The sequence below is a fragment of the Serratia sp. CY56464 genome (assembly GCF_052168435.1).
Classification (GTDB): domain Bacteria; phylum Pseudomonadota; class Gammaproteobacteria; order Enterobacterales; family Enterobacteriaceae; genus Serratia; species Serratia marcescens.
Map to the genome: position 1 here is coordinate 386,994 of NZ_JBJNMV010000001.1, position 22,513 is coordinate 409,506.

General features: G+C 59.4%; 20 protein-coding genes. 10 read left to right on the forward strand and 10 right to left on the reverse strand.

The genetic code is table 11. The features are described 5' to 3' along the window. From ACJ8KE_RS01865 to ACJ8KE_RS01875, 3 genes are all read left to right on the forward strand, one after another. Positions 1 to 426 carry a DoxX family protein gene (locus ACJ8KE_RS01865; RefSeq protein WP_016927050.1) on the forward strand — a complete coding sequence of 142 codons (426 nt, stop codon included), beginning with the start codon at positions 1 to 3 and terminating at the stop codon, positions 424 to 426. Then, on the forward strand, positions 419 to 2,029 hold the full coding sequence (locus ACJ8KE_RS01870; RefSeq protein WP_016927051.1) for an MFS transporter: 1,611 nt from the start codon (positions 419 to 421) through the stop codon (positions 2,027 to 2,029). The genes ACJ8KE_RS01865 and ACJ8KE_RS01870 overlap by 8 nt, the downstream gene beginning before the upstream one ends. Positions 2,030 to 2,125: 96 nt before the next feature. Beyond that, the gene (locus tag ACJ8KE_RS01875; protein WP_049299779.1) at positions 2,126 to 3,178 is read left to right on the forward strand and encodes an NAD(P)H-dependent flavin oxidoreductase; all 1,053 of its coding nucleotides are present in this window, start codon (positions 2,126 to 2,128) and stop codon (positions 3,176 to 3,178) included. Between the two features lie 107 nt (positions 3,179 to 3,285). Here the strand turns inward: ACJ8KE_RS01875 and ACJ8KE_RS01880 are convergent, their stop codons facing one another. From ACJ8KE_RS01880 to ACJ8KE_RS01915, 8 genes are all read right to left on the reverse strand, one after another. Then, positions 3,286 to 4,668 (reverse strand): serralysin family metalloprotease, encoded by a 1,383-nt coding sequence (locus ACJ8KE_RS01880; RefSeq protein WP_049299778.1) that lies wholly within the window; start codon positions 4,666 to 4,668, stop codon positions 3,286 to 3,288. A gap of 502 nt (positions 4,669 to 5,170) precedes the next feature. Next, entirely contained in the window at positions 5,171 to 6,460 is a 1,290-nt protein-coding gene (locus tag ACJ8KE_RS01885) for an alginate export family protein (protein ID WP_306376872.1), read from the reverse strand. A gap of 40 nt (positions 6,461 to 6,500) precedes the next feature. Next, positions 6,501 to 7,298 (reverse strand): VOC family protein, encoded by a 798-nt coding sequence (locus tag ACJ8KE_RS01890; protein WP_162835078.1) that lies wholly within the window; start codon positions 7,296 to 7,298, stop codon positions 6,501 to 6,503. 584 nt (positions 7,299 to 7,882) lie between these two features. Continuing rightward, positions 7,883 to 8,242 carry a DUF805 domain-containing protein gene (locus ACJ8KE_RS01895; RefSeq protein WP_071525925.1) on the reverse strand — a complete coding sequence of 120 codons (360 nt, stop codon included), beginning with the start codon at positions 8,240 to 8,242 and terminating at the stop codon, positions 7,883 to 7,885. Then, entirely contained in the window at positions 8,235 to 8,684 is a 450-nt protein-coding gene (locus tag ACJ8KE_RS01900; RefSeq protein ID WP_016927057.1) for a hypothetical protein, read from the reverse strand. Before ACJ8KE_RS01900 ends, ACJ8KE_RS01895 begins: the two co-directional genes overlap by 8 nt. Continuing rightward, positions 8,681 to 9,262, reverse strand: coding sequence for a hypothetical protein (locus tag ACJ8KE_RS01905; protein WP_016927058.1), 582 nt, complete (start codon positions 9,260 to 9,262; stop codon positions 8,681 to 8,683). Before ACJ8KE_RS01905 ends, ACJ8KE_RS01900 begins: the two co-directional genes overlap by 4 nt. Before the next feature lie 190 nt (positions 9,263 to 9,452). Beyond that, positions 9,453 to 11,648, reverse strand: coding sequence for a catalase/peroxidase HPI (katG, locus tag ACJ8KE_RS01910; protein ID WP_016927059.1), 2,196 nt, complete (start codon positions 11,646 to 11,648; stop codon positions 9,453 to 9,455). A 259-nt stretch (positions 11,649 to 11,907) separates the two neighbouring features. After that, positions 11,908 to 13,311 (reverse strand): coniferyl aldehyde dehydrogenase, encoded by a 1,404-nt coding sequence (locus ACJ8KE_RS01915; protein ID WP_284065276.1) that lies wholly within the window; start codon positions 13,309 to 13,311, stop codon positions 11,908 to 11,910. Between the two features lie 220 nt (positions 13,312 to 13,531). Here ACJ8KE_RS01915 and ACJ8KE_RS01920 point away from each other — a divergent pair, with 220 nt between their 5' ends. Together ACJ8KE_RS01920 and ACJ8KE_RS01925 are read left to right on the forward strand one after the other, a co-directional pair. Beyond that, positions 13,532 to 14,362, forward strand: a complete 831-nt coding sequence (locus ACJ8KE_RS01920; RefSeq protein WP_025303474.1) for an alpha/beta fold hydrolase — start codon at positions 13,532 to 13,534, stop codon at positions 14,360 to 14,362. A 67-nt stretch (positions 14,363 to 14,429) separates the two neighbouring features. After that, on the forward strand, positions 14,430 to 15,374 hold the full coding sequence (locus ACJ8KE_RS01925) for an NAD-dependent epimerase/dehydratase family protein (protein WP_234212967.1): 945 nt from the start codon (positions 14,430 to 14,432) through the stop codon (positions 15,372 to 15,374). A gap of 120 nt (positions 15,375 to 15,494) precedes the next feature. On the opposite strand, the gene ACJ8KE_RS01930 is transcribed toward ACJ8KE_RS01925, so the two are convergent. Together ACJ8KE_RS01930 and amiA are read right to left on the reverse strand one after the other, a co-directional pair. After that, positions 15,495 to 16,547 carry a porin gene (locus ACJ8KE_RS01930; RefSeq protein WP_016927063.1) on the reverse strand — a complete coding sequence of 351 codons (1,053 nt, stop codon included), beginning with the start codon at positions 16,545 to 16,547 and terminating at the stop codon, positions 15,495 to 15,497. A gap of 54 nt (positions 16,548 to 16,601) precedes the next feature. Next, on the reverse strand, positions 16,602 to 17,444 hold the full coding sequence (gene amiA / locus ACJ8KE_RS01935; protein ID WP_442517070.1) for an N-acetylmuramoyl-L-alanine amidase AmiA: 843 nt from the start codon (positions 17,442 to 17,444) through the stop codon (positions 16,602 to 16,604). 334 nt (positions 17,445 to 17,778) lie between these two features. Here amiA and ACJ8KE_RS01940 point away from each other — a divergent pair, with 334 nt between their 5' ends. The 5 genes from ACJ8KE_RS01940 to ACJ8KE_RS01960 are packed head-to-tail and all read left to right on the forward strand — an operon-like array spanning position 17,779 to position 22,494. Further along, the gene (locus ACJ8KE_RS01940; RefSeq protein ID WP_079449929.1) at positions 17,779 to 19,149 is read left to right on the forward strand and encodes an MFS transporter; all 1,371 of its coding nucleotides are present in this window, start codon (positions 17,779 to 17,781) and stop codon (positions 19,147 to 19,149) included. Between the two features lie 52 nt (positions 19,150 to 19,201). Continuing rightward, positions 19,202 to 19,564, forward strand: a complete 363-nt coding sequence (locus ACJ8KE_RS01945; protein ID WP_442517071.1) for a hypothetical protein — start codon at positions 19,202 to 19,204, stop codon at positions 19,562 to 19,564. A 46-nt stretch (positions 19,565 to 19,610) separates the two neighbouring features. After that, positions 19,611 to 20,687, forward strand: a complete 1,077-nt coding sequence (locus ACJ8KE_RS01950) for an ABC transporter substrate-binding protein (RefSeq protein ID WP_233504950.1) — start codon at positions 19,611 to 19,613, stop codon at positions 20,685 to 20,687. 42 nt (positions 20,688 to 20,729) lie between these two features. Further along, entirely contained in the window at positions 20,730 to 21,740 is a 1,011-nt protein-coding gene (locus ACJ8KE_RS01955; protein WP_016927068.1) for a FecCD family ABC transporter permease, read from the forward strand. Then, a complete protein-coding gene (locus tag ACJ8KE_RS01960) occupies positions 21,727 to 22,494 on the forward strand; it encodes an ABC transporter ATP-binding protein (RefSeq protein WP_079449926.1) in 768 nt (255 codons plus the stop codon). The genes ACJ8KE_RS01955 and ACJ8KE_RS01960 overlap by 14 nt, the downstream gene beginning before the upstream one ends. The last annotated feature ends 19 nt before the right edge of the window (positions 22,495 to 22,513 follow it).

The window sequence follows — 22,513 nt, forward strand, 5'->3', positions numbered from 1 at the left end:
ATGAACCTGACTGCTATCGCCGCCCGCTGCGCACAGCGGCTGCATGCGCCCGCGGTGCGCTGGCTGCTGCTGCTCGCCATTTGCGCCGCCTATATTCAGGGCGGGTTGGTCAAAGCGCTGAACGTCGAAGGCGCGATCGCCGAGATGAGCCACTTCGGTCTGCAGCCGTCGGCGCTGTTCGCCGTGCTGGTGACGCTGCTCGAACTGGCGGCGTCGGCGCTGATCCTGAGCGGCTTTTATCGCTGGCTCGGCGCGTTGGCGCTGGCCGGTTTTACCCTGATGGCGACGCTGATGGCTAATCCGTTCTGGCAGTTCGACGGGGCGGAGCGCGGCCAGATGATGAACGGATTTTTTGAACACCTCGGGCTGGCCGGCGCGCTGTTGCTGGTGGCATTTAACGATTTGAAGGAGCGAACGGATGGCTGAACAGACGGAAAACAAGGCGGCGGCGGGCGGCTTCGCGCCGCTGAAAATCCCATTATTTGCGGTGCTGTGGGGCGCCACGGTGCTCGGCAACGTCGGCAGCTTTATGCGCGACGTCGCCAGCTCGTGGCTGATCACTGACCTGTCGAGCAACCCTTCGGCGGTGGCGCTGATGCAAACCGCCGCTACGCTGCCGGTGTTCCTGCTGGCGATCCCGGCCGGGGTGCTGTCGGACATTCTCGATCGGCGGCGCTTTCTGATCTTCGTGCAAATTCTGCTGGCCTGCGTGAGCGGCAGCCTGCTGGTGCTGTCGCAGACCGGTTCGCTGACGGTGGAATATTTGCTGGCGCTGACGTTCGTCGGCGGCATCGGCGCGGCGCTGATGGGGCCGACCTGGCAGGCGATCGTGCCGGAGCTGGTGCCGCGCGCCGAGCTGAAAAACGCCGTGGCGCTGAACTCGCTGGGCATCAACATCGCCCGTTCCATCGGCCCGGCGGCCGGCGGTCTGCTGCTGGCCAGTTTCGGCGCCGGCGCGGCCTACGGCGCGGACGTGATGAGCTATGTGCTGGTGATCGCGGCGCTGCTGTGGTGGAAGCGGCCGAAGGCCGAGGACAGCGGCCTGTCGGAGCACTTTTTCGGCGCCTTCCGCGCCGGCCTGCGCTATGCCCGTTCCAGCCGCGAGCTGCACGTGGTGCTGCTGCGGGCGGCGGTGTTCTTCGCCTTCTCCAGCTCGGTCTGGGCGCTGCTGCCGCTGGTGGCGCGCCGCATGCTGGGCGGCAGCGCCGGTTTCTACGGCGTTCTGCTGGGAGCGGTAGGCGCCGGGGCGATCCTCGGGGCGATTGTGCTGCCGCGCCTGCGCCAGCGGCTGAATGCCGATGGGCTGGTGCTGTTGGCGGCGGTGCTCACCGCCGTGGTGATGGCCGCCCTGTCGCTGGCGCCGCCGCAGTGGCTGGCGGTGGTGCTGCTGTTGGTGCTGGGCGCCGGCTGGATTATCGCGCTGACCACGCTCAACGGCGCGGCGCAGGGCGTGCTGCCCAACTGGGTGCGCGGCCGCGGCCTGGCCATTTACCTGATGGTGTTCAACGGCGCGATGGCGGCGGGCAGCCTGCTGTGGGGGCTGGTGGCGCAGGAGCTGGGCGTGGCCGCCACGCTGCTGGTTGGCGGCGTCGGCCTGTTGGCGGCGGGGCTGCTGTTCCATCGCCTGCGCTTGCCGACCGGCGAGGCCGATCTGCAGCCGTCGAACCATTGGCCGGAGCCGTTGGTCAACACGCCGGTTGAAAACGATCGCGGCCCGGTGATGATTCAGGTGGAGTACCGCATCCGCGAACAGGATCGGCCGCAGTTCTTGCGCACGCTGCTGATGCTGGAGCGGGCGCGCCGCCGCGATGGCGCTTACGCCTGGGGCATCACCGAGCATACCGGCGATCCGGAATGCATCATGGAGTGGTTCCTGGTGGAGTCCTGGGCGGAGCACCTGCGGCAGCACCAGCGGGTGTCGCACGCCGACGCCGACCTGCAGCAGGAGGCGCTGCGCTTCCATATCGGCCCGGAGAAACCGGTGGTGCATCACTTCCTGTCGCTGGACAGGCGGCAGGTGAAGCATTAACTGCACGGCCGGGCGGTGAGAAGGTGCTATGCTTTTGGTCGGTTCGGCGGCGTGGCCGCCGTAAGACGAATGTAGTCAGCACAGGGAGACACATTGATGACGGCACCTTCTGCTTTTGCCCGCGAGCTTGGGCTGCGCTATCCGATCGTTCAGGGGCCGATGAACGGCGCGTCGCCGCCGGCATTGGCGGTGGCGGTGAGCAACGCCGGGGCGCTGGGATCGTGCGCGGCGGCGCTGTTTTCACCGGCGGTGATCCTCGAACGGGTGCAGCAGATCCGCGCGCAGACCGCCGCGCCGTTCAACATCAACCTGTTTCTGCTCGATGAGCAGCACCCGGATCTCGCCGAGCTTAAGCGCGCCCAGCACCTGCTGCGGCCGTTCCGCGAAGCGCTGGGGCTGAGCGAGCCGCCGATCCCCACCCAATTTGCCGAAAACAACCGCGACCAGATCGCGGCCCTGCTGGAGGCTGCGCCGCCGGTGGTCAGCTTCACCTTCGGTGTGCTGCCGCGCGCCACGGTCACGCAGTTCAAGAAGGCTGGCTCGCGGGTGATCGGCACCGCCACCACGGTGGCGGAAGCCCGCGCCTGGGAAGAGGCGGGCGCCGACTTCGTTTGCGTCTCGGGCGCGGAGGCGGGCGGCCACCGCCCGACCTTCCTCGGCGACATCGAGCAATCCTGCGTCGGGCTGATGGCTTTGCTGCCGCAGGTGGCGGCGGCGGTGAAGATCCCGGCGATCGCCGCGGGCGGCATCATGAACGGGCGCGGCATTGCGGCGGCGCAATTGCTGGGCGCGCAGGCGGCGCAGCTGGGCACCGCGTTTCTGTGCAGCCCGGAGTCGGGCATCGCCGAAGCCTGGCGGGCGGCGCTGCGCAACGCCGGCGATGACAGCACGCGCCTGACGCGCGCCTTCAGCGGCCGCCCGGCGCGCGGCATCGTCAATGACTTCATGCGGCAGATGCGCGCGGAAGAGGCGCAGATCCTGCCCTATCCGGTGCAGAACGCGCTCACCGGCGATATCCGCCAGGCGGCGGCCAAGGCCGGGCGCGGGGAGTTTATGTCGCTGTGGGCCGGGCAGGGCGTGGGCCTGGCGCGGCCGATGCCGGCGGCGGAGCTGGTCGCCACCCTGGCGGCGGAGCTGGAAGCGGTGTGAGCTCGTCTGCGCGATTTATTGCTGTGGCAATGTAAAAAGACGCCGGGGTGAGGCCTGAGAAGAGATGAACAGCCCGGCGTTCACGCCGGGCTGCGGGTTTACCCCTGCTAGACGAGAATATCGGCGGAAGCGTCGACATGCCCAACGATTTTGACAAGGAAATCAGGTAATTGATTGCCGGAGAGATTGATGGCCAGATCGGTGACATTCTGCTGCGCGTCATAATTCAGCGCCGCTTCATACAACGAGCCGCTTAAACTATCCACGAAGTGCAGCTCGCTCCCGTCGGCCTTAGCCGTCTGGTTGAGCCACGACAGATCGATTTTATCCACCGCCGTCTGGAAATCGCGGATCCAATCCGGTGCGGCGGCTTGGCTGTCGCCGGCTTCGCGGAAGACGAAGGTGTCCGCGCCTGCATTGCCCCAGAGCTGATCGGCGCCGCCGGCACCGTAAATGATGTCGTTGCCTGCACCGCCTTTTAGCGTATTGTTCAGCGCGTTGCCCACTAAAATGTCTGCGCCGCTGCCGCCGATGATATTTTCAATCTGCGCGCCGTAGGCGATGGCGATATTTGCCTTCAAGCCGCCCACATCAGAGAATGCGCCTTCGTTAATGTTGATGCGCTGATCCTGGCTGTAGCCTGAAAAATCCAGCGTGTCATTGCCGCCGGCATCCCAGATAGCCGCCACGATTTTGTCCGTGGACGCCTTAACGCTCAGAAAGTCTCTGTCCGTATTCGAGTTGAAACCATAGGTGGTATCACCGGTGCGCGTGGTGGTATTCGCGCCGTAAAGCTTCTGTATGGCGGTAATATCATCCAGCTGCGGCCCTGATGGCCAAACGCCTTTATAGTCAGCGCTGGTGTATTGTTCGTTAAAATAGCTCATCAAAGAATATTGATGGTCGTCTTCATAATACTTCGCCGAGTTGGCGTAGGTGGGGTAGGTGGCATTTGACGCATCGTAATTGCCGGGATGAGAAAGCCCTAACGCATGCCCTATTTCATGAGTCAGCGTATCCCTGGCGTAGTTATTGGTTTGCGGATTGGAGGCGTCGTAGCCGTTATTGCCGCTGATCCAAATGGTGCTTTTGAGATTGCTCTGCGTACTTTCATACGAGGTGTAATTGCCCCCGCTGGCCGCCTTATAAAAACCAAACTTTATATCTGCATTTTTCGCGTCGTTGCCTTTAACCTCGGTGAACGTGATGTTGGCCACATCCGACCAGGATTGCAATGAAAGCTTGGTTTGGGCTTGCTGGGCGGCGGTAAGCTGCGCGGCGCCCGTCTTGTCGCTGCCGGTATAGACGGGGAAAGAGTAGGTCAAGGTAGCCGCATGGTCGGTCACGCCTTTGCCATTGGCGGAATAATGGCTCCTCAGCAGCAGATCTGAAACTTCTTGCGTGGTATATGACGGTTTACTGCTCCCCGCGTGATCGCCTCTTTCATAACTGGTTAAATAACCGGAAATCTTATCGGTCGCTAATGACATATCAAACTCCTTTGGACGTTGACAATATTGCACCTAACGCTCTATATGCTCGTACACAGGTTTGAAAATCAGGGGTAATTAATGTGATATCATTGGCTTGCCTCCTTGGTCCGGCTTGAATATTGCGTTCAAGCAGAATATATCCTTATCATTAATCACGGTGAGGAATTAATTGTGCACTGTGATTGCGTTAAAGCAGTATAAACACAATTATTTTATTAATGAGTTATTCTTATATGAATCTTTTACATAAGATATGCGTAAAAGGTGTGCTTAAATAACTAGGTGGAATTAAATATTTATTTAATATTACACTGTAATTGGCTCGCGGAGTTTACGTGATTGATTTATCTTTTTGCTTTTATTTGGCTTTTATCTGTGAATGGCGGCGAGTAGCCGCCATTGCCGCAATGCATATGGGCGGCTACTCGCCGGCGAACGTCATTAATTGAGTACGGGATTATTAAGGGTGCCCACGTACACCGATTAACTTACCTGATACTTAAAAACTGTAGGTGCCCTGCGCCAGCACGAAGTTCATGTTTTTCAGCCCGGCATGTTGCTGCAGGCTGTTGCTGACGTCGAAGTAGACGTAGGCCACCTTGAATTGGAGATCGCTTCTCGGCGTCCAGGTGGTTTCGACCTGGTACTGGTTGCCGATAAAGCGCGAGCCCTGTTCGCTGCCTTTCACCGGGCGCATTGGCCCGAGGTAGAAGGCGTCCTCGCGGCGTTGCCGCCATAAGGCGTCCCAGCTGAAGTCGATGGCCAGGGTTTGCCACGGCGTAATCGTGACCGAAGGATGGATGGCGATCAGGTTAGCCGGCGCCACCAGCCCGTTCTCGGTCAGGTAGGGCAGCTTGGGGTACATGGCGTTAAAGGTGTTAAGCTGCCCATCGTGACCGTTTTTATCGCCGCTGGCGATGCCAATCTTGCCGCCAAAGCGCGGCTGCCAGCGCCAGTCGCTCACCGTATAGCCGGCGTGCGCCGACGCCGACCAGGCGCGGATATCACGCTGCTCTGCGCTGCCGAACTGCCAGGCGGCTTCATTATCCCAGTCGAACCCCTGCGCCGCGCCGAAAATGCGCGCGCCGACGGTATAGCGCCGCTCTTGCCCGCTGAGCTGCGCGTAGTGGGCATCGTTATCCTCAAAGCCAAAGGTGTAGAGATCGAGCGAGGACGCCAGCGGCGTCAGCGGCGTGGTGCCGTACAGCCCCCACATCTTTTGGCTGTTGTCGGTATCGTCGTCGAAACTGCCGGTTTTAAGGGTGACAGGATGGCCGATAAAGGCGTCGAGGCGGTTTTTATCCTTGACCCAGCTGGCGCGGATAGCATCGAAGGAACGGCGCACGTTGGGGCCGTCGCGGGTGCCCAGCAGGTGCAGCGAGCCCAGCGCAATCTCCTGGCGGCCGACCCGCAGGGTGCCGAGGCCGTAGGCAGTGGGCAGTTTCATATCCACATAGCCCTGGCCGAGGTAGGCATGATCTTCGTCGGTCGGCTTGCGCCCGCGATCGCGCGGCGTGGCCAGCGACGATCCCACTTGCACATAGGCGCCGAAATAGTCGCCGTAGTCGAGGCGCGCGCCAACCAGCAAGCGCTGCATGAAAGTGTCGTCGCGTCCGCCATTCAGATCCCGTTGATCCGTCCATTCATAGCGCTCGCGCAGTGAACCGTCGAAAGATAAGGTGGCCGCATCGCCCAACGGGATGTTTTTCCAGGGGGAAGCGGCGGGCTCCGCCGCCAGCGCGGGGAGCGTGGAAAACAGCAACAGTGCGGGTAGCGTGCGTTTCATCATGAATATCCGAAGAAAAAGCGCGCCGCAGCGCGCCTTGGGTTTATTTAGCCGTCTGGTGAATTTCGGCGATGTAGCCGCCGGGGAAACGCACCAGCGCCGAGGCGCGGCGTTCCGCCGCCGTCGAACGCCACAGCACCTGCGCGCCAGTGGCCGTCGCTTTGGCCAGCGTGGCCTGCAAATCCTCGACGCCATAGCCGGTGCGCTCATGGCCGAACGGATAAGGCAGATGCCCATCGGTGACGAAAATGCGCGTTTTGCCAAAGCGCGAGTCCAGTTCGATCTGGCGGATTTTGCCGTTATCGTTGCGGCCGATCGCCGCATCGCTGACCTGTTCGTCGCTCACCACGTTGCCGTGCGAGAACGTCTGATAGCTTTTCAGGAAGTCATCGATGCGGTAAGCGGAGAGGTACAGGCGGTTTTCCGGCAGGCTCAGCAGCGGTTTGTAGTTGGGCGCTTTGGTGTGCCAATAGAGCTGCATGTTGACGCCGCCGGGCCACTGGATCACTGCGTCGCGCCCAATCGGATCGTCGAAGGGTTCGACCAGCACATCGGCGCCGGCGGCCCTGGCCTGCCGGATGGCGGCGTCCATATCCCTGACCAGAAAACCGTTGCGCTCGGCGCCGAACGGGTACGGGATCGGCGTTTTGAAATCGAACACCGAGAAGCTGCCGGCCGGCGTCAGTATCAGCTGGGAGTAAGTTTCGCTGGGGGTGGGCGTGACGTTGACCAGCACGCGTTCGGTACTGGTGCCGCCGAAGGTTTTCAGGATGCTGTCGACAAAGGCGTCCATTTTGCCGCGTTCGACGTAGACATGGGTGGTGTCATATTGCGGCCCCACGGCAAGAGACGCCGTATCGGCCGCCCATGATACGGCAGGGAGCAGCAGCGCAAGGGCCGATATCCTCAGCCGACGAGAAGAAATACCGATAGTATGTTGCATGTTGACCTCCAGGTAGCGGTTATTTTCCTGAGTGAAACGTCATTTCCTATGAGCTTTCCCGTCGGCTGAAAAATAAAAGCTAAAAACGCAACGTGCGCCGTGAAACATTAACGAAGGGCGAACGTCAGACGCCTGAACGAATATCGCGCAGGTGCAGATCATCTATTTTTATGGCGTAAAACGATAGGGCGCCTTTGCCGGCCAAACCCGCTGCCGCTAAGGAATGGCGATGGTCATTAGGCCCGCCTCGCCGCGTGTTGAGGTGAGTCGAGGATAATCCATAACGGTGTTCTCCTTGATGGGATATATCGTATTAGCGCGCTGAAGTTACGTTCTTCATTGCCCTCTAAATATAAATACAGCATTAAAAGAATTGCCGCCCATCAAATTTTTATATGACTTGTTGAGTAAATGCGAATAAGCGGGAAAAGAGAATATCGCAGCGCCTGACAGGGCTCGCCGAAGCAGGCCGTTGAGGAGGCTTACGCCAGGTTTGGGCGATCGTCGTAAGGGTTATTGATGTTCTTAGCAGGAAGGAACAGCGCGAAGATCAGCATTACATAGGGTGTGAAGCAGAACCAGGTCAGGCACCAACCACCGGAGTAACCCGCATCATGCAAACGGCGCACATTGGCCGCTAGCAAAGGCAGCAAAAACGCCGCAAGCGCGAAAATGGAAATCTCATTCATCTTGCTGGCGATAACGGCGAGATAAAGCAGAAACCAAACGTGCTGGCACAAAAGCAGCATTGAATAAGGCCCACGGCTTTCGCGGCCTGAGTAGGTGAAGGTCTTTTTGTAACAGTTGAGTAGACTATTCAGGATTCTCGGTTGTTTAGACATTGCGTTCTGATTGTCCTGACTTGTTGACGAGCCATAGCGACGAACAGGTTAAAACCAGAGAAATAAGCGCTGGGCCAGCAAGGTTAAACTGTTCAAGAGCAATTGCATCCATCGGGATTTTGTTGAGAGGTTCCAGGAACTTGCTCTTAAGTATCAAGATGAAGAGAAGGTAGACGAAGTGGATACCCACCCAAGTGCTATAGATAACGGCATATCGTCCAAGGGATTTTGATTTTTTTGTCAGTACGATCTGCGTCAGGATGATGACACCGCACAAAATGAAAATCCCGGCAGTCTTGAACTGGGTAACGACCGTTGCTGCAACGTCAGAAACAAACAATGCTTTCCCGGCAAAGTAGAGCTTTGCCATTGGGAGGTGCAGAAAATAACCAATAAAACCATAAATGACTATCAGACTAATGAACAGCATCGTTTTCTTCATTTTTTTAGCTCCTTGGCGCTGCTCAAGGATAACATCAAATTTTTCATTTCTAGTTCAGTACGAATCATTATCAGATTCTTGGTCGTCTTGTTGTATTTTGCCATTGCAGTAGGGGCTGATTGTCCACCGTTGCTCATAATGAATGAGACGTCTTTCCTGCCATAGAGCTTCATCTCTGGGATAGGATCTTGGCCATAAATGTAAGGTGTGGGTACGTTAATCTTATAGGATTTCCCTAAAAAGTCGGGAAGGGGTGCTTTTGCTCCATCCAGAGGCGTTACTCTTGTTTCAAATCCGGCGAACTCCAGTGAATAGAGCGTGCTGCCCCCTTGTTTGTCTCTACTGACCAAGTCGTTGCCCATCAGTATCTTAAATTTTTCCCAAATGCCGAGCTGTGTATAGTCGATCTTTCGCCCCTCCCAAAAAACCTCTTGTTCCTTACGCAATTGGTAGACGTAGCGCTGGATTTGTACAGCAGAAGGAGAGAAGTGTCCTATGGACGGGAGTCCATTTTTGCTGAAAATTTGTTCTTTAATGATAAATATTCCTGTTTCTCCGTAAACATTAATATCGTCCATGATTACTCCTATTTAATTGATTTTTAATATTTTTAAATTGTCTTTGTATGCATTTAATCGCCTAAACTATCATGGGGTTATAAATTTTATCAATCAGTTAGTCATTTTTATGTGTTGTGTCGTCGGTTTTTTTACCCTCAAATAAAAAAGCCCGCCGACTTACCGTGGCGGGCTTTGTGCTGTCGCTAAGTTACGCCAGATCGAAGCGATCGAGGTTCATCACTTTGTTCCAGGCGGCGACGAAGTCGTGGGCGAACTTCTCCTGCGCGTCGGCGCTGCCGTAGACCTCGGCCAACGCGCGCAGCTGCGCGTGCGAACCGAACACCAGATCGACGCGGGTGCCGGTCCACTTGACCGCGCCGCTGCGGCGATCGCGGCCTTCGAACAGGCCGTCTTCACCGACCGGGTGCCAGGTGGTGCCCATGTCGAGCAGGTTGACGAAGAAGTCGTTGGTCAGCGCCTGCGGCCGCTGGGTGAACACGCCGTGCTGCGTGCCGCCGACGTTGGCGCCGAGCACGCGCAGCCCGCCGACCAGCACCGTCATTTCCGGCGCGGTCAGGGTCAACAGCTGCGCCTTGTCGACCAGCAGCGTTTCGGCCGGCACGCGGTATTTGCCCTTCAGGAAGTTGCGGAAACCGTCGGCGAGCGGCTCCATCGCCTCGAAGGAGTCCACGTCGGTCTGTTCCTGCGAAGCGTCCATGCGGCCCGGCGCGAACGGCACCGTCAGGGCGAAACCGGCGTTCTTCGCCGCCTGTTCCACGCCCGCCGCGCCGGCCAGCACGATCAGATCCGCCAGCGAGATGCGCTTGCCGCCGGTCTGCGCGTCGTTGAAGGCGCGTTGGATGCTCTCCAGCTTGGCCAGCGTCGCGGCGAGCTGCGCAGGTTGGTTGACCGCCCAGTCCTTTTGCGGCGCCAGGCGAATGCGCGCGCCGTTGGCGCCGCCGCGTTTGTCTGAACCGCGGAAGCTGGAAGCCGAAGCCCAGGCGGTGGAGACCAGCGCGGACACCGACAGGCCGGAAGCCAGCACGGCGTTTTTCAGCGCGGCGATGTCCTGCTCGTCGATCAGCGGATGATCGACGGCCGGGATCGGATCCTGCCAAATCAGCTCTTCCTGCGGCACTTCCGGGCCGAGGTAGCGCGCGCGTGGCCCCATGTCGCGGTGGGTCAGCTTGAACCAGGCGCGGGCGAAGGCGTCGGCCAGTTCCTCCGGGTGTTCATAGAAGCGGCGCGAAATCTTCTCGTAGGCCGGATCGAAACGCAGCGACAGATCGGTGGTCAGCATGGTCGGGCGGCGCTTCTTGTTCGGATCGAAGGCGTCGGGAATGGTTTCACCGATGTCTTTCGCCACCCACTGGTGCGCGCCGGCCGGGCTTTGGCTCAGCTCCCATTCGTATTCGAACAGGTGGCGGAAGAAGTCGTGGTTCCACTGGGTCGGGGTGGTGGTCCAGGTGACCTCCAGGCCGCTGGTGATGGCGTCTTTGCCGACGCCGGTGCCGAAGGTGCTGTGCCAGCCGAGGCCCTGCGCTTCCAGCCCGGCCGCTTCCGGATCGGCGCCGACGTGAGACGCCGGGCCGGCGCCGTGGGTCTTGCCGAAGGTGTGGCCGCCGGCGATCAGCGCCACGGTTTCTTCGTCGTTCATCGCCATGCGGGCGAAAGTTTCACGGATGTCGCGCGCGGCGGCTACCGGATCGGGATTGCCGTCCGGGCCTTCCGGGTTAACATAGATCAGGCCCATCTGCACCGCCGCCAGCGGGTTTTCCAGATCGCGGTCGCCCGAGTAACGGCTGTTCGGCCCGCCGCTCAGTTCCAGCCAGATCTTCTCAGAACCCCAGTAGACGTCGTCCGGCTCCCAGGTGTCGGCGCGGCCACCGGCGTAGCCGAAGGTTTTGAAGCCCATCGATTCCAGCGCCACGTTGCCGGTCAGGATCAGCAGATCGGCCCAGGAGATGTTGCGGCCGTATTTCTGCTTGATTGGCCACAGCAAGCGGCGCGCCTTGTCGAGGCTGACGTTGTCCGGCCAGCTGTTGAGCGGGGCGAAGCGCTGCTGGCCTTCGCCCGCGCCGCCGCGGCCGTCGCCGATGCGGTAGGTGCCGGCGCTGTGCCAGGCCATGCGGATGAATAGGCCGCCGTAGTGGCCGAAGTCCGCCGGCCACCATTCCTGCGAGTCGGTCATCAGGGCGTGCAGATCCTGTTTGACCGCCGCCAGATCGAGGCTGTTGAAGGCATCGGCGTAGTTGAAGTCTTTATCCATCGGATCGGACAGGGGGGAATGCTGATGCAGCGGTTTCAGGCTGAGCTGATTAGGCCACCAATCCTGATTGGTGGGGCCGTTCTGCGGTGCGGGCTGCTTGCCGCCCGAAAACGGGCATTTGCTTTCAGTTGTCATAATGCGCTCTCTGCTTCCGTAAAGATGCTCCAGCCGCCGGGCGTGGAGCGGTTAACAAGGCATGCGGGTAAGGCTTGCGTCGGGTATTGCGCTAAATAACTGAACTCAATCGATTTACGTCATCCTCGCCGCCAACGGGCAAAGGGTGACTCATGGCTAAGCTTAGTCAGCGGCGGCGGAGAGATAAAATAGGAATGAGTGAATATTGTGATAGCTTGCGGCGATTTATGGGTGTGCTATTGATAGTCAACACGCCGCGTTATCGGCGCCGCAGCATGAACGCGAGCACCGCGTCCGCCAGCTTGCCGAACGGCGCGCGCAGCAGGTCGGTAAAGCGCCAGCGGCTCTGGATGAAAACGCCCTTGGCGTGGCTCAGCGCCCGAAATCCCTCTATGCCGTGACAGGCTCCCATGCCGCTGGGGCCGATGCCGCCGAACGGCAGGTCGTCCTGAGCGAAGTGCAGCAGGGTGGCGTTGATGCTGACGTTGCCGGAGGCGGTGCGCGCCAGCAGCCGATCCTGCTGCGCGTCTGCCGGGCCAAAGTAGTACAGCGCCAGCGGGCGCGGCCCGGCGTTGATAATGTCGATCGTTTCATCAAAGGCGGCGTAGGTGCGCACCGGCAGCAGCGGCCCGAAGATCTCTTCTTGCATGATCCGGCTGTCGTCGGGGGCGCCGACGACCAGCGTGGGGGCCAGGGTTTTCGGCCGTTCAGACGCCGAGTCCGGGCGATGGCCGACCGGAATGATTTGCGCGCCTCGCGCCTGGGCATCGGCGAGCAGATCGTGCAAGCGGTGGTAGTGCCTGTCGTTGATGATGGCGCCGTAGTCGTCGCCGGTTGGCCCGTCGGGATAAAAGGTTTTGACCGCCGCGTCGTAGAGCGCCATGAAGCTTGCCAGATCGTCCTGATGGATCAGCAGGTAATCGGGCGCGATGCAGGTTTGGCCCGCGTTCGACAGCTTGCCGAACGCCACGCTCTGGACGTTTCTGGCGTTAACCGCGCCGCGCGCCATGACGGCGGGGCTTTTGCCGCCCAGTTCGAGCGTTAACGGCACCAGATGTTTGCCGGCCGCCTGCATGACCTGACGGCCGATCGCCGTGCTGCCGGTGAACACCAGATGGTCGAACGCCAGCTCGCTGAATCTGGCCCCGACGTCCGGCCCGCCGGTCACGACGGCGACCTCATCGGCGGGAAACCGCGCCGCCAGCATCGTTTCGATGAGCTGGCTGGTATGCGGCGTGAGCTCCGAAGGTTTCAGCATCACGCGGTTGCCGGCGGCCAGGGCGGTGGCCAGCGGGATGAAGGTCAACGATAAAGGGTAGTTCCACGGCGCCATGACGCCAATCACGCCCTTGGGCTGATATTGCACATAGGCGCGCGCGGCCTGATACGGCAGGGCGACGTGGCGGCGCTCCGGCTGCATGAAGCGTTTCAGGTTGCGCAGCAGGTAATCGATCGCCTGCACGGTGACCAGAATCTCCAGAATGTCGGTTTCGTAAGGCGAACGGTGGCCGAAGTCCGCGCTGACGGCCGCCGCCAGCGCGGCGCGCTGGGCCAGAATGGCGCTCCGCAAGCGGCGCAGGGCGGCCTTGCGCTGTTGCATCGTCGGCGCGCCGTCGCGCAGGAAGGCGTGGCGCTGGGCGGCAAGCCGCGGCTCCATCGTCATGAGGATGTCATCTCCCTGCACTTGAATTCTCCTGATGCCGAGTGAAAGCGGGAATGCGGTTTGCCGAATTGGGTTTGACCTTAAAGTGAACTTTAAACCTATACTCGTTAAACGATCAACGCAAGATCGTCGGCCAACCGGGATGAGGGAGCCAGAGATCCCGGCGCCGTGCGCAGTATAAACCTTCTTTTTTAACCAGAGTGTAAATGGGAGAAACGACATGGGTTATGTAACGACCAGCGATGGCGTCGAGATTTTCTACAAGGATTGGGGCCCCAAAAACGGCAAGGTTATCTATTTCCACCACGGCTGGCCGCTGTCGAGCGATGACTGGGATGCCCAGATGCTGTTCTTCGTGAACAAAGGATTCCGCGTGGTTGCGCACGATCGCCGCGGCCACGGCCGCTCCAGCCAGGTATGGGAAGGGCACGACATGGATCACTATGCCGATGACGTCGCCGCGGTGGTAAAACACCTCGGCGTACAGGGCGCCATGCACGTGGGCCACTCGACCGGCGGCGGCGAGGTGGTGCGCTATATCGTGCGCCACGGCGAGGACAAGGTGTCCAAAGCGGTGTTGATCAGCGCGGTGCCGCCGCTGATGGTAAAAACCGACGCCAATCCGCAGGGCACCCCAAAATCGGTATTCGATGATTTCCAGGCGCAGCTGGCCGCCAACCGGGCGCAGTTCTATTACGACGTGCCGGCCGGCCCGTTCTACGGCTATAACCGCCCGGGCGCCAAGCCGTCGGAGGCGATTATCTGGAACTGGTGGCGCCAGGGCATGATGGGCGGCGCCAAGGCGCACTATGACGGCATCGTCGCCTTCTCGCAGACCGATTTCACCGAAGATCTCAAGAAGATCGCCATTCCGGTGCTGGTGATCCACGGCGACGACGATCAGGTGGTGCCTTATCAGGATTCCGGTGTGCTCTCGGCCAAGCTGGTGCAAAACGGCACGCTCCATACCTATAAGGGCGCGCCGCACGGCATCCCGACCACCCATGCCGATCAGGTCAACGCCGATCTGTTGGCGTTCGTGAACAGCTAAGCGCGAAAAAGCACCTTTGCTCCGCCCTGAGTGGGTGGAGCTTTTTTCATTGCGATGAGGAACGCCAATGCAAACGATCCTGGGCGCCAGTGGCCAGATCGCCCAAGAGCTGGCGCGTGAACTGAAGCGCGCGCACACCGATGATTTAAGATTGGTCAGCCGCCACCCGAAGAAGATCAACGACAGCGATACGCTGGTTGCGGCCGACCTGCTCGACGCGCAGCAGACCCTGGCGGCGGTGAAGGGCAGCGAGGTGGTGTATTTCGCCGCCGGCTTGCCGCCGGATTCGGCGCTGTGGGAGCGACAATTTCCGACCATGCTGCAGAATGCGCTGGACGCCAGCCGTACCGCGGGCGTGCCCTTTGTCTATTTCGACAATACCTATATGTATCCGCAGAACGGCGAGACGCAGACGGAATCGACGCCGTTCGCGCCTCGGGGGCGCAAGGGACGGGTGCGCGCTCTGATGACCGAGAAGGTGCTCGACGAGATGAAGCGCAAGCAGATCCCCGTGCTGATCGGCCGTGCGCCCGAGTTTTATGGGCCGGGGAAAACGCAGAGCTTCACCAATGCGTTGATCGTCGACAGGTTGAAAGCGGGGGAAAAACCGCGCGTGCCGGTTCGCGATGACAGGCTGCGCACGCTGATTTGGACGCCCGACGCCAGCCGCGGGTTAGCCCGGCTCGGCAATACGCCCGACGCGTTCGGCCAGACGTGGCATCTCCCGTGCTGCGACGAGCGGCTCACCTATGCGCAGTTCGCCGCGTTGGCCTGCGAGGTGTTTGGGAAGGACATTTCATATTCCGTTATCGGCAAATGGGCGTTGATCGCCGCAGGGCTGTTTTCATCCGGGGCGCGAGAGATGCGCGAGCTGCTGCCGCGCTACGAGCACGATAACCTGTTCGACTCGACCAAGTTCAAACAGCGTTTTCCCGACTTCGCCGTCACGACGTATCGCGCCGGGCTGGAAACGATTTGGCGGGAGTGGAAGAACGCGCAAGCGCGGCGTTAAGATACTCACCGCGCCAGGGCTAGCCATAGCGCGCTACGCTGGGCTGCCGGCCCACTCGAGCCATTAAGCGAGCCTCGCCCCTCACCGGGCGGGGCTTTTTATTGGCTGCGCGAAAGCGGATCACCAGTGATAGCTGATGCCCATATCGAGCTTGTCCGACGCATCGACGCCGGCCGCGTGCTGCGAAAGGTTATTGAATTCATAGTTAATAAACACCTGCATGTTGCTGTTGAGCAACCAGGTCACCCCCAGCTCCTCGTAGTTCAATAAGTCGGTGTTGCGGCCTGCCCGGGCCTGTATTAAACGGGTATAGCCGATGTTGGGCTGAATATGGTCCGTCAGCCGGTATTTGACGAGCGCTTCATAACTTGACGCCGAGCCGCGGTTAGCGGTTTGTTGTGGGCTGATGGCGTTGTCGCTTTGGGTGAACACGGCCGCAAGATAGATTTTTTTCGACGCATAGAGAACCCCTTCGGCCAGCGTATCGATGCGTCGGCGATAGCCGGCGGCGTGTTGCTGCCGCTGCGTGGTTTGAGACGCCGAGGCGGCGGCGATGAGGCTGAGCGTCGGCGTCAACGCATAACGAAAGGAGGCGCCGAAACCGTTGCCGTTTTGTTTACCCGTCGCTTGCCGATCGTCGCCGTCTTTGAATTGATATTGCAACGCGAGGGCGGCGCGCCGCTGAAACAGGCTGAAAGTTTGGCGGTAAGTGAGCAGGTTATGCGCCCGGCCGCGCATAAAGTTATCGATGTAGTTGTACGCTATTTCCCTAAACAGCGGGGAGCGATCGGTCAGGGCGGTCACATCATAAAGCACGCCCCAGTTGCGGCCGATATCGAGGCTGCCCAGGGTGGCGTTTTGCACGCCGATATAGGCGAGCCGGGTGCTGTTTCGGCTCGCGTCGGCGAAGCTGACGGTATATTCCCAGTGGGCGTAAGCCTGCCAGCGCGGCGCGATCTTTTTTTTGCCTATCAGGCCGAAATAGAGGTAGCTGCGGTCGCCGTCGTCGCGTTCGTTTTGGCCGCTGTAGCGTCTGGCGATAATCGTGCCGTAGAAATTCAGGCTGTTTTGCTGCGATCCCATCAACGACACGGCGAAGGCGCCGCGCGGCAACAGGGCCAGCAGCGGGAACAGCATGCCCGCCGAAAAATAACGAGGATTGCGTTTTATCATGATGGCACCGTCCCTGTGCGCGGCAAACCCGTGTGCTTGCCGCCCCGGCGAAGCTTAAGCGTGCGTTTCGCGTTTAAAGTAACTGACGATCCCCTGAGCGATCGCCGTGGCAATTTTATTTCGGAAGGCGGGGGTGCCGAGCAGCCTTTCTTCCTCAGGGTTGGTGATGAAAGAGGTTTCCACCAAGACGGAAGGAATATACGGGGACTTTAAGACCACGAAGGCCGCCTGTTCGGTATTTTTGGCATGCAAATGATGGATGGGCGCAATATGCTGAATCAGGTGCGAGCCCAGCGCCAGGCTCTCTTTGATTGTTTCCGTCTGCTCCAAATCAAACAGTATCTTCTGCAAATAGCGATCTTTCTTGATGACGTTGGGGCCGGCGAGATCGTCCGCCGCGTTTTCACTGTTCGATAAGTATTTCGCCATCGCGCTGCTGGCGCCTTTATTGGAAAGCGCAAAAACCGACGCGCCGCAGGCACTGGGGCAGGTAAAGCCGTCGGCGTGGATGGACATGAAAAGATCGGCGCCATGCCGGTGCGCGATCTCCACCCGATCGTACAGCGGAATAAAAACGTCGCTGTCGCGCGTCAGGCGGGCATCGATGCCGTGTCGATCAAGCTGTGCACGCACATTTCTGGCGATCTCCAGAACGACATGTTTTTCCCGCGAACCGGTGTGGCCAATGGCGCCGGAGTCGATGCCGCCATGACCGGGATCCAACATGACCAGGAATCTTTTTCGCGCCCCCTGAGGGCCGTTCTGCTTTTTGGGACGTGGCAGGCCGTGGGCGTGAGCCAGCGGGGAAACGGCGCCGTTCAGCGCCAGGGCCGCCAACCCTGCCAACATCATTCTGCGGCGAGATAACCGGGTGTTCAAAAGGTCCGTCTTAGCCATAAGGTTAACCAGCATAAAAGGAAAGGGTGTTTTTGTTATAACATAACAATTTCACGCGCCGGCGGGGTTGTCTGTTAGCGGCTGTTACTTTTAATGTCATTCCTTAAATTCACTGGTTTTTTATACTGCATTTATTTTGTTTATTGAATGTTTATATTGATATAAATTTGTTTTGCATTTGTTAATTCTTATTTTGACACACTATTTAATCTAATATTTCAAATGAGATTTATTCTCCTCTTTAATTGATATGTTATAACGTAAATATTAAAACGGATAAAAAGCGGGGTCTTTGCCGCCGGCATGAAGCTACTCACGTTTTTGGAGCGTTAACATGACTTTTAAACACCAGGAAAAAGAGACACTAAATATATTCGCCGTTCTCGCGGTCTCGTTAAGCACGGTCATCGCCATGCTCGACAGTACCATCGCCAACGTGGCATTGCCGGTGATCGCCAAAGATTTCGGCGTTTCCGAATCGGCCTCCATCATGATTATTAATGCCTACCAGTTTGCCGTTGTCGCCTCTTTGATGCCCTTCGCGGCGCTGGGCCGCGCGGTGGGCAATAAAAAGATCTTTATAGCCGGGGTGGTGCTGTTCGCTTTTTCATCCTTGGGCTGCGCGCTGTCCACGACGCTGTCGATGCTGACGGCATTCAGGGTGATACAGGGCTTCGGTGCGGCGGCGGTGCTCAGCGTCAATGCGGCGCTGATCAAGGAGATATACCCGGAAAGGCTGCTGGGGCGCGGCCTGGGGATCAATGTGATGGTGGTGTCGGTTTCCGCCGCCGCCGGGCCGTCCATCGCCTCGGCGATACTTTCTCAGACGAGCTGGAACTGGCTGTTTACCATCAATGTTCCCATCGCCTGCCTGTCGCTGCTGCTGAGCCTGATCTTCCTGGCCCCCCGCGAGCGGCGCAGCGTTGGATTCGACAGCGGGGGGGCTCTGTTGGTGTTTGTGCTGTTTATCGCTTTCTCGCTCAGCACGATGAGCATGACCACCCACCATCTGCCGGCGGCGGCGCTCAGCTTTGCGGTATTCGCCGGGCTGGCCGGGTGGCTGTACATCAATCAGAAAAGAAAGGCCAACGCCGCGCTGATCCCGATCGCGATGCTGCATAACCCGACGCTGTCATTGTCTTTGCTGATGTCGATGCTGTCTTACAGCACCCAGCTTTTGGCTTTTGTATCGCTGCCTTTCTATTTCCACAATGTCCTGCAAAGAAACGTGGTGGACATCGGTCTGCTGCTGACCGCCTGGCCGCTGGCCACCATGGCGTCTTCGCTAATTTCCGGCGATTTGGCCAAGAAATACGATCCCAATCTCGTCGCCCTGTCAGGCCTCGCCTGCTTGTTGGCCGGCATGCTGCTGATGGCCAATTTGCCGAGCGATCCGTCGAATGGGGCGATCGTATGGCGCGTGGCGCTGTGCGGCATCGGTTTCGGCCTGTTTCAATCACCGAACAACCTGCTGATCATGACCTCGGTCTCGCACGAAAACAGCAGCATCGCCAGCGGCCTGTTGGGCAGCTCCCGGTTGATCGGGCAAATCGTCGGTTCGGCGTTAGTGGCGATTTTCTGCAATATGCGCGGCGCGCAAGCGACGAATATCAGTTTAATGGCGGGGGCGGCATTCTCGTTCCTTTCTCTGGTCGTGAGCTATATGCGCTTCAAGTCCGCCGTTACGTTAAAAACCAGCAAATAGAAGCACGAGGTTTCCCATGCGATTTATCCCATTAGTGCCGTTGGTTATCGGGATGGCGGCGTTTTCCCTTGCCGGTTGCACGACCTACCACGACGTGGCGTTGCAACAAAAAGAGGCGGGGCTCAATAGCCCGTATTACCTGCTGCAGCCGCCGGTCTATGTCGGCGACCAGTTGAAATATGGCCTGAAGGACGGCAGCGGCGGCGAGCTGAAGGTGGCGAAGGTGGAACCTAAAGACATCGTCGCCGACAGCGGAAAAATCATTCCCCTGGCAGAGCTTTCTTTCCTGCAACGAAAAGACCTTTCCACGGAAAAAACCGCCGCGTTGGTTGGCGGCGGCGCGGTAGCCACCACGGCAATCGTCTTTGTGGCCGGGATAACCATTATGGCAGCAGGCATCGCCGCGTCGGCCTAATACAGCCCATCGACGCGCGCCGCCGAGCGTGCGCGCAGGAGGCACCATGTGCGTAACAGTGAAATTTATCGCCACCGCGCTGCTGGCCCTATTTGCCTTGCCGACGGTGCCTTGCGCCGGCGCCAGTCTGCCGGCGGCGGCCGAGCCGTTGCAAAGCGCGGCGACGCAAACGCTGCCCGGCAGCTACCCGCGGATCGTCATCACCGGCAACTGCCCCTTCGGCGTGATCCTGGCGAACGAGGCGGCCTATCGGCACGTCGTCGGCGTGGGGCCCTGGGCGTTCATGCATGCCGATAGGCATGTGTTGAAGGACATGAAGCCGGATATCGGCAGGATCACGTCCGATTTCATCAATAAAGACTATCGGGTCAACATGGAGTCGTTAATGAATCTGCGGCCCGACATCATTTATTACTACGGCAAAAGCCAGGACGATCGGCTGGAAAGGGCGGGCGTGATGACGGTCGATCTGGACGCCGGCGGGAAGACCAAATACCAGCCGATGGTCACCCAGGTGTATTGGGAAAATACCTTCGCCGACACCCTCGGCCTGCCGCGTACGCATAAATTCAAAGACGCCTGGGAAAAGACCCTGAAGCAGATCCGCCCCTATGCCGCCGCCATCCGCGCGCAGCACGTCAGGGCGTTATATCTGGAAGAAAGCGACGGCAGGCAGCTGAAGGTGAGCGGCCCGCACACCTACGGCGACACCTATCTGAAAATGGCCGGCATGGACAACGTCGCCGGGGATTTGCCGGTGAAAGGGGATGCCGGCAGGTACATCAACGTTTCGATGGAGCAAATCATGGCCTGGGATCCTGATGTGATTTTCGTGGTGTTCGGCAGCGCCAAAGCGCTGCTGCACGGGGGGATCCCCGGCCAGGCGTGGGAGACGCTCAGGGCGGTGAAAAACGGCAAGGTTTTCTCGACGCCGGTGGGCATTCACAACTGGGGGGGCCTGTCGGCGGAAACGTCACTGCTGCCGCTGTTTATGATCAACCGGTATGCCCCTGAAGACATTAGCGACAAAACGCTGCGGCAGGAGACGCGCCGCTATTATCAGACGATGTTCTCTTATGCGATCCCGGACCGGTTGCTGGATGAGGTGCTGGCACAGCGCTAGTGCCACGGTTGAATAGCGTGAGTTCGTTGGAGGAGCTTGGGGATGCCGGGCAGAGGAAAATATGTGGCGATCATGGCGGGATTGTTTATTTCGCTTTGTGTGGTCGCCTTCGCATCACTGTTTGCCGGCCGCTATGCCTTGTCGGCCCATGACGTGGTGCAGATTTTATGGCGGGGGAACATGCCGGGGGAAAACCAGGCCCGCTATTCGGTGATTTTTAACCTGCGCGCGCCGCGGGTGGTGGCGGTGATGCTGGTGGGCGGCGGGTTGGCGGTTGCCGGCGCGACCTTTCAGGCGGTGCTGAAAAACGCGCTGGCCAGCCCGGACGTGCTGGGCACCTCTTCCGCCTCCGCTTTTGGCGCTGCGCTGGGCATTTTGTTGAGTTTGCCTTTTGCCCTGAGTTCCCTGCTGTCGTTTCTTTTCGGCGTGGTGAGCTTGCTGCTGGTGCTGGGCATCTGCCGCCTCAAACGCCGGCAGGATGCACTCACCACGATTTTGTCCGGCATGATTATCGCGTCGCTGTTTATCGCGTTTGTCTCGGTCATAAAATATGTCGCCGATCCGCAGGATACCTTGCCGGCGATCGTCTTCTGGCTGATGGGCAGTTTCGCTTCGGTAGCGAAAGCGCAGGTTTATTGGCTGATCCCGCTGTTTGCGGCGTGTTACCTGACTATCTACCGGCTCAGGTGGAATATGAACATTCTCTCTCTTGGGGACGACGAGGCGCGCATCGCCGGCCTGAATCCGCCTCGGCTGAAGATCCTGTTGCTGATCGCCGCCTCTCTGCTGGTTTCCGCCTCGGTGAGCTTGGCCGGCGTGGTGGGGTGGGTCGGCTTGGTGATCCCGCATTTGGTGAGAAGCGTGTTGGGGTATAACCACGGCCGCCTGATCCCCGCTTCGGCGCTGAGCGGGGCGCTGTTTTTGCTGGTGATCGACAATATCGCCAGAGGGGCCACCTATGCTGAAATCCCGATCGGCATCCTGACCGCGCTGATCGGCGCGCCGCTTTTCGCTCTCCTTTTTATTACGAGCAGCAAACATGATCACAGTTAACCAGCTGACCCTGGGTTTCAAGGGGCGAGAACCCCTTCTCGACAACGTCAGTTTTCATCTGGCGCGGGGCGAGATCCTCAGCGTGCTCGGGCCGAACGGCGCCGGTAAAACCACGTTGCTGAGACACATCGCGGGCCTGTGCCGGCCCCTGTCTGGCGGGTGCAAGATCGGCCTGGTCGACAATCGGCCCGCCCGGTTGGCCTATGTGCCGCAGGCGAAAACGCCGCATTTCGCTTATGGGGTACTCGATTTTGTCACTTTCGGCTGTGCCCGCCAGGCGGGGTGGTTCGCCAGGCCGCGGCGGCAAGATGTCGCCAAGGCGCAGGCGGTGTTGCATGCGCTGGAGATCGCGCCGCTGGCGCAGAAAAATATCAACCAGATCAGCGGCGGGGAACTGCAGATGTGTTATTTCGCCAAGGCGCTGGCGGCGGATCCCGACGTCATGATCCTCGACGAACCGGAATCGAACCTGGATTTTTACAATCAGGCTAAAATGATCGAGATGCTCTGGCGCCTCGCCAAAGAGCGGCAGATGACGATCGTGCTGAATACGCATTTTCTGCATTATGCCGATCGCATCTCCGACAAGTGCCTGCTGATAAATAAGCGACAGTGCATGTTTGGCGATAAAAACGCCTTGCTGCAAGAGGATATCCTGGAGCGCTACTTCCAGGTACCGGTGAGAAAGTGCCGGTACGAATATGCCGGCGTCAGCGAAGAAACGTTCATTGTCGCGCTACGGCATCATGCTTGAGCGCCGCCAGCGCGAGGGT